This is a genomic window from Actinoallomurus sp. CA-150999, assembly GCF_050942425.1.
In the GTDB taxonomy this organism is placed as follows: domain Bacteria; phylum Actinomycetota; class Actinomycetes; order Streptosporangiales; family Streptosporangiaceae; genus Actinoallomurus.
Window position 1 is genome coordinate 1,921,984 of sequence record NZ_CP192063.1, and the last position, 13,138, is coordinate 1,935,121.

The 13,138-nt window shown below is 71.0% G+C and carries 11 protein-coding genes; 8 read left to right on the forward strand and 3 right to left on the reverse strand.

Annotated features, from left to right (window positions below):
* Positions 1 to 5: 5 nt before the first annotated feature.
* The gene (locus tag ACQP2O_RS09125) at positions 6 to 683 is read left to right on the forward strand and encodes a response regulator transcription factor (RefSeq protein ID WP_433181739.1); all 678 of its coding nucleotides are present in this window, start codon (positions 6 to 8) and stop codon (positions 681 to 683) included.
* Positions 680 to 2,041, forward strand: coding sequence for an ATP-binding protein (locus tag ACQP2O_RS09130; protein ID WP_433181741.1), 1,362 nt, complete (start codon positions 680 to 682; stop codon positions 2,039 to 2,041). The genes ACQP2O_RS09125 and ACQP2O_RS09130 overlap by 4 nt, the downstream gene beginning before the upstream one ends.
* Positions 2,042 to 2,118: 77 nt before the next feature.
* Here ACQP2O_RS09130 and ACQP2O_RS09135 read toward each other — a convergent pair whose 3' ends face one another.
* On the reverse strand, positions 2,119 to 2,820 hold the full coding sequence (locus tag ACQP2O_RS09135) for a hypothetical protein (RefSeq protein WP_433181742.1): 702 nt from the start codon (positions 2,818 to 2,820) through the stop codon (positions 2,119 to 2,121).
* 175 nt (positions 2,821 to 2,995) lie between these two features.
* Complete coding sequence (locus ACQP2O_RS09140) at positions 2,996 to 3,757, reverse strand: DeoR/GlpR family DNA-binding transcription regulator (protein WP_433181744.1); 762 nt, start codon at positions 3,755 to 3,757, stop codon at positions 2,996 to 2,998.
* 341 nt (positions 3,758 to 4,098) lie between these two features.
* Between ACQP2O_RS09140 and ACQP2O_RS09145 the strand changes: the two genes are divergently transcribed.
* The 5 genes from ACQP2O_RS09145 to ACQP2O_RS09165 all read left to right on the forward strand — a co-directional run bounded on the left by ACQP2O_RS09145 (position 4,099) and on the right by ACQP2O_RS09165 (position 10,883).
* Positions 4,099 to 5,988: a ricin-type beta-trefoil lectin domain protein gene (locus ACQP2O_RS09145; RefSeq protein WP_433181746.1), complete on the forward strand. Its 1,890-nt coding sequence runs from the start codon at positions 4,099 to 4,101 to the stop codon at positions 5,986 to 5,988.
* A gap of 93 nt (positions 5,989 to 6,081) precedes the next feature.
* Positions 6,082 to 7,497, forward strand: coding sequence for an RICIN domain-containing protein (locus tag ACQP2O_RS09150; RefSeq protein WP_433181748.1), 1,416 nt, complete (start codon positions 6,082 to 6,084; stop codon positions 7,495 to 7,497).
* A gap of 44 nt (positions 7,498 to 7,541) precedes the next feature.
* Entirely contained in the window at positions 7,542 to 8,810 is a 1,269-nt protein-coding gene (locus tag ACQP2O_RS09155) for an RICIN domain-containing protein (protein ID WP_433181750.1), read from the forward strand.
* Between the two features lie 43 nt (positions 8,811 to 8,853).
* Entirely contained in the window at positions 8,854 to 9,720 is an 867-nt protein-coding gene (locus tag ACQP2O_RS09160; protein ID WP_433181752.1) for a glycoside hydrolase family 16 protein, read from the forward strand.
* 161 nt (positions 9,721 to 9,881) lie between these two features.
* On the forward strand, positions 9,882 to 10,883 hold the full coding sequence (locus ACQP2O_RS09165; RefSeq protein WP_433181753.1) for a quinone oxidoreductase family protein: 1,002 nt from the start codon (positions 9,882 to 9,884) through the stop codon (positions 10,881 to 10,883).
* On the opposite strand, the gene ACQP2O_RS09170 is transcribed toward ACQP2O_RS09165, so the two are convergent.
* Entirely contained in the window at positions 10,858 to 11,943 is a 1,086-nt protein-coding gene (locus ACQP2O_RS09170; RefSeq protein ID WP_433181755.1) for a LacI family DNA-binding transcriptional regulator, read from the reverse strand. The two genes, ACQP2O_RS09165 and ACQP2O_RS09170, sit on opposite strands and share 26 nt — an antisense overlap.
* 205 nt (positions 11,944 to 12,148) lie before the next feature.
* Between ACQP2O_RS09170 and ACQP2O_RS09175 the strand changes: the two genes are divergently transcribed.
* Positions 12,149 to 13,132, forward strand: coding sequence for an asparaginase (locus ACQP2O_RS09175; protein ID WP_433181757.1), 984 nt, complete (start codon positions 12,149 to 12,151; stop codon positions 13,130 to 13,132).
* Positions 13,133 to 13,138: the final 6 nt, after the last annotated feature.

The window sequence follows — 13,138 nt, forward strand, 5'->3', positions numbered from 1 at the left end:
TCGTCATGGCGAAGGTATTAGTGGTGGAAGACGACGCCGATGTCCGGACCGCACTTGTACACGACCTGACCGAACGCCGTCACTCCGTCCGCAGCGTCGGGGCCGCCTGGGAGGCGCTGCGCGATATCTCCGACCGGCCGCCCGATGCCGTTCTGCTGGATCTCGGGCTACCCGATCTCGACGGTTTCGAATTGCTCAAGATGCTGCGCGCGGTATCCGAGGTTCCGGTCATCGTGGTGACCGCTCGCGACGACGATCAGGAAGTCGTGCGGCTGCTGAATGCCGGGGCGGATGACTATGTGGTCAAGCCGTTCACGATCGATCAGCTCGAGGCACGGCTCGGCGCGGTTCTGCGGCGTGCGCGCGGTGGCTGCGAGTCCACGGTCATCGAGGTCGGCGGGCTGCACATCGACGTCGTCCGGCGTGAGGTGCGGCTCGATTCGCGGCCCATCGAGCTGACGCGGCGGGAGTTCGACCTGCTGGCCTTCCTCGCCTCGCGGGCCGGGGAGGTCGTCCCGCGCGCCGATCTGCGGTCCGAGGTGTGGCAGCAGCCGTACGGCGACGACCAGACCATCGACGTGCACCTGTCCTGGCTGCGCCGCAAGCTCGGCGAGACCGCGGCCGCCCCGCGCTACCTGCACACGGTGCGCGGGGTCGGGTTCAAGCTCATGGACCCGACGTGAGGCGATCCCTCGCGATGGTCGCGCTGGCGGTGACCTCGATGGTCGCGCTGGCCTTCCTGATCCCGTCCGCCCTGGTCGTCCGTGAGGCGGCGGCCGACCGTGCGGTCATCCGCGCCCAGCGCCGGGTCGGCGCGGTCCTCCCGGTCGTGGTGGCCTCCGGCGATCCGGCCGTGGTGAGCCGGGCTATCGCGGGCGCGTCCGCCGGCGGCCGGGACCGCATCGGCGTGACGATGCCCGGGGGAACGCGGATCGGGGAGCAGTCGGCGGTGTCCCCGGCGGTCATGGCGCGGGTCCGCGACCGGGGGCAGGCGCTGGAGGCGAGCGTCGACGATCGGCCGGTGGTCCTGCAGCCCGTCCCGGTCGGCAGCGCGGGCATGGCCGTGGTGGAGGTCGATGTGGGCGCCGGCCGCCTCCCGCCCGGCGTCGTACCGGCCTGGATCGTGATGACCCTGGTCGCCGTGTTCCTGGTGGCGTGCTCGATCCTCGCGGCGGACCGGCTGGGCCGGAGAGTGGTCGGCTCCGCGCGGCGGCTGGCGGGCGCGGCGGCCCGGCTCGGCTCCGGTGACGTGACCGTCCGCATCCGCCCGGAAGGGCCGCCCGAACTGGAGGAGGCCGCGTACGCCTTCAACGCCATGGCGGACCAGATCGCGCAGCGGCTGACGGCCGAACGCCAGTTCGCGGCCGACCTGTCGCACCGGCTGCGCACGCCGCTGACGGCACTCCGCCTGAACATCGACCGTCTCGGCCAGGGGCCGGAGATGCGGAAGGCGCGCCTGGCGATGACCCGCATGGAGCAGGAGATCGACATCGTCATCAAGACCGCGCAGCGCCCCGGCGGGGAGCACGCGACTACCACGTGCGACGCGACCGAGGTCGTACGGGACCGCGTCGCGTTCTGGTCGGTGCTGGCCGAGGACCAGGGCCGCCGCTGGCGGCTGGACGGGCTCGACCGCCCGGTGCCGGTGCCGGTCGGCCGCGGTGAGCTCGCGGCCGCGCTGGACGCCGTGCTGGGGAACCTGTTCCACCACACGGCCGAGGGCACGGAGTTCGCGGTGACGATGCGGACCGGTCCCGACCGGGTCGGCGTCCTGGTCTCCGACGCGGGGCCGGGGATCGCCGATCCCCAGCTCATGCTGCAGCGGGGGAGGTCCGGAGGCGGCTCGACGGGTCTGGGCCTGGACATCGTGCGCCGGCTGGCGGAGTCCACCGGCGGTGAGCTGCGCATCGACCGATCCGCCCTGGGAGGCGCGCAGGTGGGCATCTGGCTGCGCACGACCGTCGTACGGCGGAGGCGCCGCAGGCGGAGCCGGGCGGCGCGGCTGCTTCCGGGCCGTCCGGCTGATCACGCGCCGTCGTGAGCCCGGTCGGCCCATGACGCGTCGTCGTGAGCCTGGTCGGTACGACCCCGGTCGCCGGCACCGCCCGATGAGCGTGGTCAGCTCCACGCCGTCTTGAGCACCGCCACCGCGTCGGCGATCGAGCAGCCCGGGGGCACCGCCAGGAAGGCGATGTTGCCGTTGACGTCCCGGGTGCGTCCCTGGATCGTGTCCTGGCAGGCCGCGTCCGCCCGGATCGCCGTGATCTTGAAGAATCGGCCGACGTCGCGCGTGCCGTCGCCGATCTGCTGGATCGACGAGCTCCACCGGCCGCCCTGGGCCCGCACCGGGCCGTCGTCGGTCAGGTAGAACCGCCCGTCCGGGGCGTAGACGAAGATGCGCAGGACGTCGCCCCGGAGGTCGCCGACGCGTCCGTGGACCAGCACTCCGGCGCGGCCGTTGACCTTGGCCTGATCCGGGGGAGAGGTGATCGTGACGGCGGGGGCGGCCGTCGGCGTGGGTAAGGAAGCGGGCCGGGACCGGGCCGGCGTGGGACGGGGACGGATCGACGCCTGGGGTGGTTTTGGACCGGGTCTGGGATTCGCGGCGGCGGGCGTGGTGCTCGGCGGCGCCGGCGACGGCGGGACCACCACCGGCAGGGCCTGGTGGGTCTCGCTTCCCGTCGCGTAGATCTCCTGGATGCCGCAGTAGGAGGTCACGACGGCGCCGGAGGTGACGAGCAGCCAGACCGCGGCGTACTTCCGTTTTCCGCCGAGTGGCCGGCTGCGGCGTCTGTGGCCGGGCCGGGGAGAACGCGTCATGTTCGGCCTCCGCTTCCGCGTAGGCGCCACCGGTCGATGCCCGTTTGACTGTCTTCCGGTTGCTTCTACTTTTGTTTATCGCGTTTTGTGTTGGTTGTCAACGGCGTCGTCAGCCGCCGCAAGGCAATCGGTAATACGCGATCCAAGGCCGCGGAGGTTCAGTGTGTGGTCCGCGTCACACGCGTACGACTTCCGGGCCCTCCGCGGCGAGATCCGCGGCGAGCCCGGCGTCCAGGCCGGCGTCCGTGATCAGAACGCTGACCTCGGACAACGCGGCGAACCGCGCGAGGTAGTCGTTTCCGACCTTGGTGTGGTCGACGAGGACGACCGTGCGCCGCGCGGCCTTCATCATCGACTCCTTCATCGCGGCCTCGGCCGGGTCGGGCGTGGTCAGCCCGGCCTCCACGGAGCATCCGTTCGTGCCCATGAACGCCACGTCGACGCGAAGCCGGTCGAGCGGCCGCATCGCCCAGTCGTCGACCGTCGCGAGCGTACGCCCGCGGACCCGGCCGCCCAGCATGATCACGTTCAGGTTCGAGCGCGTCGCGAGGACGGTCGCCAGGGGTGGGGAGTTGACGATGACGGTCAGCTCCCGATCGCTCGGCAGGACCTGGACCAGACGCCCGGTCGTCGAGCCCGCGTCGATGATGACCGATCCCTCGTCGGGCAGCTCGGCGAGAGCGGCCTTGGCGATGCGCTCCTTCTCGGCCGTCAGCACGGCGTCGCGGGCCGCGAGCGCCGGCTCGAAGCCGAGCCGCTCGACGGGGATCGCCCCGCCGTGCACGCGGCGCAGCGTGCCCGCCCGCTCGAGGACCGTCAGATCCCGGCGGATGGTCTCCATCGTGACGCCGAAGTCCTCCGCGAGCGTCACGACGTCGACTCGGCCGGCCTCACGGGTGCGGCGGAGAATCTCCTGCTGGCGTTCTTCGGCGTACATGATCTTGGTTCGCTGCCCGTTTCTACGTTGTTTTCCTTTTGGTATCGCCATCAATGTGCGCCGTCAAGCCGAGCCGGCCGGGGCTCACCCTCCCCGGTGACCCGCCAGGGTGCCCGCCCCCGGTGGCATAAGCATCCGTTAAGGCGCGCATAAGGGTGGGCCGGCGGCCTGCTCGGTATAACGGATCGGCCGCCCTCCCCAGCGGGCTGTTCAGGCGCAACGGACTTTATTGACACCTTGTTTTAAGGCGGTTAGTGTCCGAGATGACTGATAGGAAGCCTTCCTGTCAGTTGCCTTCGGGGGAGGCTGCCCCACTCCGCTCCGGACCGAAGGGAAGCACCGTGCCCCATCGCGTCGACCCCGCGCGCTCGCACCGGTCCATCACCCTGCCCCTCTTCGCGCTCCTCGTCCTCATCGCCGCGCTGGTGAGCGGCCCGGCCCCCGCCAGGGCCGCGGGCGAGTCCGTGAACATCTGGCTCACCACCACCGACGACTCCGCCGGACGCCACGTCACCCGCGGCCTGCAGCAGCAGACGCCGGTCTCCTTCGGCACCGGCGGCAGCGCGAACCAGACCATCACCGTCGACGAGAACACCAAGTACCAGCGGTTCACCGGCGCCGGCGCGTCGTTCACCGACACGGCCGCCTGGCTCATGAACAGCAGCGGCGCGCTCAGCTCCGCCACCCGTACCCAGGTCATGCAGAAGCTCTTCGACCCCTCCGCCGGGATCGGGCTGAGCTTCCTGCGGAACCCGATGGGCGCCTCCGACCTGGCGCGCTACAGCTACTCCTTCGACGACATGCCCGCCGGCCAGACCGACCCCACGCTCGCGCACTTCTCCATCGCCCACGACCTGGCCGACGTCCTGCCCCTCACCAAGCAGGCCCGGCAGCTCAACCCGAACCTCACGGTCATGGGCACGCCGTGGAGCGCGCCGGCCTGGATGAAGGACAACGGCGACTTGGGCAACCCGGGCTGGCTGCAGTCCCAGTACTACGCGGCCTACGCCCAGTACTTCGTGAAGTACCTCCAGGCGTACGAGGCGCAGGGCGTGCACGTCGACCTCGTCACCGCGCAGAACGAACCGACCTGCTGCAACGGCTACCCGTCGATGAGCTGGAACGGCTCGGGCCTGAACTACTTCACCAAGACGGACCTGCTCCCCGCGCTGCACGCGGCGGGTCTGTCCACCAAGGTGCTCGCCCTCGACTGGAACTGGGACGCCTATGGCGGCTACGGCGCCCCCGTGGTCGACGACTCCACCATCCGGAACGACTCCCTCTTCGGCGGGATCGCCTGGCACGGCTACGGCGGCGACGTCGGCGAGCAGACCACCGTGCACGACCAGTACCCCTCCGTGGACGCCTACGACACCGAGCACTCCGGCGGCACGTGGATCGGCGACCAGCAGAAGGAGGACATGCACAACATCGTCGACTACACCCGCAACTGGGGGAAGAGCGTCGTCAAGTGGTCGCTCGCCGTCGACCAGAACATGGGCCCGCACAACGGCGGCTGCGGCACCTGCACCGGCCTGATCACCGTGCACAACGGCGACTCCCGCAGCGGCCAGGTCGACTACACGATCGAGTACTACGACGTCGGCCACCTCACCAAGTTCGTCCGGCCCGGCGCGTACCGGATCGCCTCCACCGCGAACAGCGCCGTGCCCAACGTCGCCTGGCAGAACCCGGACGGATCGAAGGCACTGATCGCCTACAACGACAGCGGCGCCTCCCAGTCCGTCAAGGTGAACTGGGGCGGCCAGTCCTTCGTCTACACGCTGCCCGCCCGGACCACCGCGACCTTCACCTGGAACGGCACCCAGAGCGGCGGCGGTGGCGCCACCGGCCAGATCACCGGAATCGGCGGCAAGTGCGTCGATGTCGCCGGCGCGAACAGCGCCAACGGCACCGCCGTCCAGCTGTACGACTGCAACGGCACCGCCGCGCAGCAGTGGACGGTCGGCACGGACGGCACGATCCAGGCCCTGGGCAAGTGCATGGACCTCACCTCGGCCGGCACGGCCAACGGCACCCAGGTCCAGCTCTACGACTGCAACGGGACCGGCGCCCAGCAGTGGACCCGCGGATCCGGGTCGACCCTCGTCAACCCCGCCTCGGGCCGCTGCCTGGACGCCACCGGTGTCAGCTCCGCCAACGGCACCCGGCTGCAGATCTGGGACTGCGCCGGCGGCTCCAACCAGCAGTGGACGCTCCCCGGCGCCTGAGCCCCCCCTGAAGCGACCCGCATGGGCTCCCGGGCAGTCGCCCGTGACCCCTCCGTACGGCGTGAGCCGAAGACCCCATCAGGAGGACCCCGCATGTCCCGTCCCCGCCTCAAAGCGCTGATAGCGGCCGCGATACCCGTCGCCGGCCTGCTGTTCGGCGCGAGCCCGGCCTCCGCCGCCTCGGCGAACCCCGGCCCCGGCTTCCCCGCACACTTCGCCGCCCCGTACGTCGAGACCTGGGGCTCGACGTCGGCGATGGCGAGCGCCCAGTCGGCCACCGGCCTGAAGTACTACACGCTCGCCTTCGTCATCGGCGGAGGCGGCTGCAACGCCACCTGGAACGGCGACACGGCCATCGACGACAGCGGCTGGCTGACCGCCGTCAACAACCTGCGCGCCTCCGGCGGCGACGTCATCGCCTCCTTCGGCGGAGCGTCGGGCACCGAACTCGGCCAGGCGTGCGGCTCGGTGTCCACGCTGGAGGCTCAGTACAAGAAGGCCATCGACACGCTCAACCTGACCCGGATCGACCTCGACATCGAGGGCTCGGCGCTGGACGACACGGCCGCGAACGACCGCCGCAACCAGGCCCTCGCGGCGCTCCAGCAGCAGTACGCGGCCGCGGGCAAGCACCTGGACGTCGACTACACCCTCCCGGTCGACCCGACCGGCCTGCCGTCCAACGGGCTCAGCCTGCTGAACAACGCCAAGAGCCGCGGCGTCGACGTCAGCGTCGTCAACATCATGACGATGGACTACGGCCCGTCCATGGACATGGGGCAGGCCGCGATCAACGCGGCGACCGCGCTGCACGGCCAGCTCGGTCAGATCTGGACGTCGAAGAGCTCCGACCAGCTGTGGGCGATGGAGGGCAACACCCCGATGATCGGGGTGAACGACTCCACGAACGAGGTCTTCACGACCGCGAACGCCTCCTCCCTGGAGAGCTTCGCCGCGAGCAAGGGCATCCAGGAGCTCGCCTTCTGGTCGCTGGGCCGGGACAAGGCCTGCGCGAGCAACGGCACCCTGTCCGACACCTGCAGCGGGACCTCGCAGAGCCCGTACCAGTTCGCCCGCACCTTCAACGCCATCACCGGCGGTGGCGGCACGCCCCCGCCCACCGGTCCCACCGGCCAGATCACCGGGTACGGCGGCAAGTGCGTGGACGTGGCGGGCGCGAACAGCGCGAACGGCACGGCCGTGCAGTTGTACGACTGCAACGGCACGTCGGCGCAGCAGTGGACCGTCGGCTCGGACCAGACCCTGCAGGCGCTCGGTAAATGCATGGACGTGACCGCCGCAGGCACCGCCAACGGAACGCAGGTGCAGCTGTACGACTGCAACAGCACGGGCGCGCAGAAGTGGCAGGCGGGCTCGAACGGCTCACTGGTCAACCCGAACTCCGGGCGCTGCCTGGACGCCACCGGACCGAGCTCGGCCAACGGCACGCGGCTGCAGATCTGGGACTGCGCCGGCAGCGCCAACCAGACGTGGACGCTCCCGAGCTGACCCGGCGCTCCATATCCGTCTCTTCCACCACGAAAGGGAAAGCGATGTCCTCGTCACCCCGCCGACTCAGGCCAGGACGGCTGCTGCTGGCAGCCCTGCTGGTCACCGGGCTGGGCGGTACCGCAGCCGTGGCCGCGGGCGGCAGCCACTCCACGGTCGTCCCGGCTGCGGCGGCCGCCACCGCCACCTTCAGCGACGACTTCGACGGCGCCGCCGGATCGGCCGTCGACTCGAGCAAGTGGCGCCCGGAGACCGGCGACAACGTCAACAACCACGAGCGGGAGTACTACACCAGCGGCACGCACAACGCCGAACTGGACGGCCAGGGACACCTGGTCATCACCGCCCGCAAGGACAATCCGGGCGGATACAACTGCTGGTACGGGACCTGTCAGTACACCTCGGCCCGGCTGTCGACCTCGTCCACCTTCACCCAGGCCTACGGCCACTTCGAGACCCGGATGAAGATCCCGAAGGGCCAGGGCATGTGGCCCGCCTTCTGGATGCTCGGCAACGACATCGGCAGCGTCGGCTGGCCGAACAGCGGCGAGATCGACATCATGGAGAACGTCGGCTTCGAGCCGGGCACCGTGCACGGCACCATCCATGGGCCCGGCTACTCCGGCTCGAACGGCATCGGCGCCGGGTACACCCTCCCGGGCGGCGCGCACTTCTACGACGACTTCCACACCTTCGCCGTGGACTGGTCGCCGAACTCCATCCAGTGGTCCGTCGACGGAAACGTCTACGAGACCCGCACACCGGCCGACCTGAACGGCAACCGCTGGGTGTTCGACCACCCCTTCTACATCATCATGAACCTCGCGGTGGGCGGCTACTGGCCGGGCGACCCGGACGGCAGCACCCCCTTCCCGGCGCAGCTCGTCGTCGACTACGTGCACGTCACGACGAGCAACACCAGCGGCGGGACGACCGGCCAGATCACCGGGTACGGCGGCAAGTGCGTGGACGTGGCGGGCGCGAACAGCGCGAACGGCACGGCGGTGCAGTTGTACGACTGCAACGGCACGTCGGCGCAGCAGTGGACGGTGGGGTCGGACCAGACCCTGCGAGCGCTCGGTAAGTGCATGGACGTGACCGCGGCCGGGACGGCGAACGGAACGCAGGTGCAGTTGTACGACTGCAACGGCACGGGCGCGCAGAAGTGGCAGGCGGGCTCGAACGGGTCCCTGGTGAATCCCAACTCCGGGCGCTGTCTCGACGCGACGGGCCCGAGCTCGGCCAACGGCACCCGGTTGCAGATCTGGGACTGCGCCGGCAGCGCCAACCAGACGTGGACGCTCCCGAGCTGACCCGGCGCTCCGTTCCATCTCTTCCACCACGAAAGGGAAAGTGATGTCCTCGTCATCCCGTAGGTTCAGGCCGCTGCTGGCAGCCCTGCTGGTCACCGGGCTGGGCGGTACCGCAGCCGTGGCCGCGGGCGGCGGCCACTCCGCGATCGCCCCGGCCGCGGCGGTGGCCGCCACCGCCACCTTCACGGACGACTTCAACGGTGCCGCCGGATCGGGCGTCAACTCGAGCAAGTGGCGTCCAGAGACCGGTGACAACGTCAACAACCACGAGCGGGAGTACTACACCAGCGGCACGCACAACGCCGCGCTCGACGGCCAGGGGCACCTGGTCATCACCGCCCGCAAGGACAACCCGGGCGGCTATAAATGCTGGTACGGGACCTGTCAGTACACCTCGGCCCGGCTGTCGACCGCGTCCACCTTCACTCAGAAGTACGGCCACTTCGAGACTCGGATGAAGATCCCGAAGGGCCAGGGGATGTGGCCGGCCTTCTGGATGCTCGGTAACAACATCGGCAGTGTCGGCTGGCCGAACAGCGGCGAGATCGACATCATGGAGAACGTCGGGTTCGAACCGGGCGCCGTGCACGGCACGATCCACGGGCCGGGCTACTCCGGCTCGAACGGCATCGGCGCCGGGTACACCCTGCCGGGCGGCGCGCACTTCTACGACAACTTCCACACCTTCGCGATCGACTGGTCGCCGAACTCGATCAAGTGGTCGGTCGACGGCCACGTCTACGAGACCCGTACGCCGTCCGACCTGCACGGCAACCGCTGGGTGTTCGACCACCCCTTCTACATCATCGTCAACCTCGCGGTGGGCGGCTACTGGCCGGGCGACCCGAACGGCAGCACCCCGTTCCCGGCGAAGCTCGTCGTCGACTACGTGCACGTCACGACGAGCTGAGCTCCACCAGCCTCGGGACCACCGGCAACAGCCGAGGTGGCCAGGCGCTCCTGAGCCGAGGCTCTCGAACTGAGATTCACCTCTCTTCACGCGGGGAGGACGGCACCGGGCGTGCCGTCCTCCCCGTACGGGTATGAGGGACTTTCGGGGGGACGACACACGTGAAGGCGGCGCGCGCTTATCCGATCACCGCGCACACGACGGATGTGCGGATCGAGCAGGTGGAGATACCGGCCCCCGGCCCGGGCGAGGTCCTCGTCCAGATCACCGCGGCGGGCGTGACGCGGCTGGACCACTCCGTCGCGGCGGGCGGCCCCTCCACGATGGGGCTGCTGCCGCTCACCCTGGGCAGTGAGGGCGCCGGCCTCGTCGTCGCCGATCCCGGTGGGCGCTGGCCGGCCGGTACGCGGGTGATGTTCTTCGCCGGGGACGGTGGTGTCACCGCCGACGGGACGATGGCCGAGTTCGCCGTGGTGCCGGCCCGCAATCTTGCCGCGATCCCGGTCAGCGTGTCCGACGAGGTGGCGGCGGCCGTCCCGATCGCGTACCTCACCGGCCTGCTCGCCCTGCGGACGGGCGCCTTCGAACCCGGCAAGTGCGTCTTCGCGCCGGGTGTCGGCGGCAGCGTCGGCAACGCGACCGTCCAGCTGGCGCGGGCGCTCGGCGCCGGCGCCGTGGCAGGCGGTGTGGGAACGACGGCCAAGGCGAAGGCGATCCGCGCGGCGCCGTGGGCGCGGGGGATCGAGGTCGTCGACCTGGAGCAGAATCGGCTGCGGGACGGGCTCGGCGAGGGGTTCGCCGCCGGCGTCGACGTGGCCGTCGACGGCGTCGGCGGTCCCGTGACCGCGCAGATCGCGGCGGCCATGGCGCCGGGCGGTCACCTGGTCCTGGTCGGCTGTTCGGGCGGCCGCAGCACCGAGCTGCCGCTTCGCGAGATCATCGAGCGCCGCACCACGCTGCACGGGTTCTCGCTGCGCGCCGCGACGTCCGCGTGGTCGAGGGCCGCCTGGATCGAGATCACCGAACTGCTGGTGGCCGGGCGGATCAACCCGGTCATCGACTCGATCTATCCGCTGGAGGCGGTGGGGGAGGCGCTGCGCCACCTGGTCGAGGACCGCCCCGTCGGGAAGGTCGTCATCACGGGCCTGTCGTCGATCCGCTGACCGGATCGCCCGCCAGCCTGCGCCCGAGGGCGGCGTACATCGCGGGGTCGCTGGACGCGCGCACGACGAGTTCGGGGCGCAGCCGCTCGGACTCGACGTCCACCCCCTCCAGCAGGCGGACGAGCAGCCGCAGCCCGCGGCGGCCCATCTCGTGCATGGGGGAGCGGACCGTCGTCAACGGCACCGGCAGTTCGGCCGCCAGCGGCGTGTCGTTGAAGCCGACGACCGCGACGTCCGCGCCCGCCCGCAGGCCGCGGTCGCGGAGCGCGCCGATGGTGCCGATGGCCGCGAAGTCGTTCACCGCGAAGATCGCCGACGGTGTCGCCGCCTCGTCGAGGAGGCGTTCGGCGGCGGTGTGCCCGCCCGCGGCGTCGAAGCGGGAGTGCGTGATCCGGTGGGCGGGGATCTCCACGCCGGCCTCCCGGTAACGGTCGGTGAAACCCGCCGTGCGGTCGATGCCGGTGCTGGCGTACGGCGCACCGGCGATGACCGCGACGTCGCGGTGCCCGAGCCCGAGGAGATGCTCGGCGACCATGCGCCCGCCGAGGTAGTCGTCGCAGGTCACCGAGGGGTATGCGCCGACCCTCCGGTTGACCAGGGCGAACGGGACGCCGCGCCCGGCGACCTCGTCGAGGAACCGCGCGTCGGCGTGCGCGTCGCCGAAGATCATCCCGTCGACGCGGCGGCCGATGACCATGGCCGTACGGGTGCGCTGCGTCTCCGGTACGTCGCCGGTGTTGGTGACGAACGTCGACAGGCCGTGCTCGGCGGCCGCCGCCTCGATGCCCTCGTAGATGGTCGCCAGCACGATGTCGGAGAGCCGGGGCACCAGCACGCCGACCAGGTTGCTGCGTCGGGTGCGCAGGCTCGTCGCGTGCGGGTTGGGCTGGTAGCCGAGCTCGTCCGCGAGCTGGCGGATCCGCGCCACGGTGGCGCTCGACGCGGCGCGGACGCTCTCGTCCGGCTTGGCGTGCAGGGCGCGGGAGACCGTCGAGACGTGCAGGCCGAGCTGATCGGCGATGGTTCGCAGCGTGACCGGTCGCGTCCCATCCGTTGTCACTGTCCGTCTGCCCCCAGTCCGTGCCCGGCCCACCGTGTGACGGGCTCCGCCGGGCTGAATTTCACGATCGTACAGCGGTTCCTTGACAGGTTCCGCGCTTGTGGACAAAGCTACCCCAAACGATTGGCGCAAACGTTTGTGTTCGCGTCATCCCAGCTGAGGGGCTTCCGGCTGACATGCTCGGAAGCCGTAGAGGAGGTCATGGATGCGCCGGATCGTCGTCCTGTCCACGGGCGGCACCATCGCCACGCGCCGTGACGCTCGCGGGACCGGAGTCGCCCGCGACCAGGCGGCCGCACTGCTCCAGCGGCTGCCCGCCGACCTCGGCCTGCCGCTGGAGGCCCGCGACGTGTTCACCCTGGGCAGCTACCTGCTGACCCCGGGAGACATGCGCGCGGTCGCGCAGGCCGCCCGCGACGCCCTCGCCGACGAGGACGTGTGCGGCGTCGTCGTCACGCACGGGACCGACAGCCTGGAGGAGACCGCCTACCTCCTCGACCTCTTCCACTCCGACCCACGGCCCGTGGTGTTCACCGGGGCGCAGCGGCCGGCCGACGCCCCCGACGCCGATGGTCCCCGGAACCTCGCGGACGCGATCCGCGTGGCGGGGACCGCTGCGGCCCGCGACCTCGGCGTTCTGATCGTCTTCGACGGCCGCGTCCACCCCGCACGGGGCACGCGGAAGACGCACACCCTCGCGCCGGCCGCGTTCTCCGCGCCCGACGGCGGTGCGCTCGGCCGCGTCTCCGAAGAAGGCGTCGCGATCACCGCGGCACCGGTCCGGAACAAGCCCCTGGATCTCGGCTCGCTCCACCTGGAGGAGGCGCGGACCGACATCGTCGCCCTCTACCCCGGATCGGACACGTCCGCTCTGCGCGCGGTCGTCGAGGCCGGCGCGCGCGGCGTCGTGCTCGAGGCGACCGGCGCCGGCAACGCCAACCCACTGATCTGCTCGGAGGTCGCCCGCCTCACCGCCGCAGGCGTCGTCGTCGCCCTGTCCACCCGAGTCCACGCCGGTCCGGTCGCGGCCCGGTACGGCAACGGCGGAGGCGCCGACCTGGTCGACGCCGGCGCCGTACCCACCGGAACGCTCCGCCCGTCCCAGGCCCGGATCCTGCTCACCGCGCTGCTCGGCTGCCACCGCGACCCGGCGCGCGTACGTGAGGAGTTCCGGATCCACGCGAAATGACCCGCA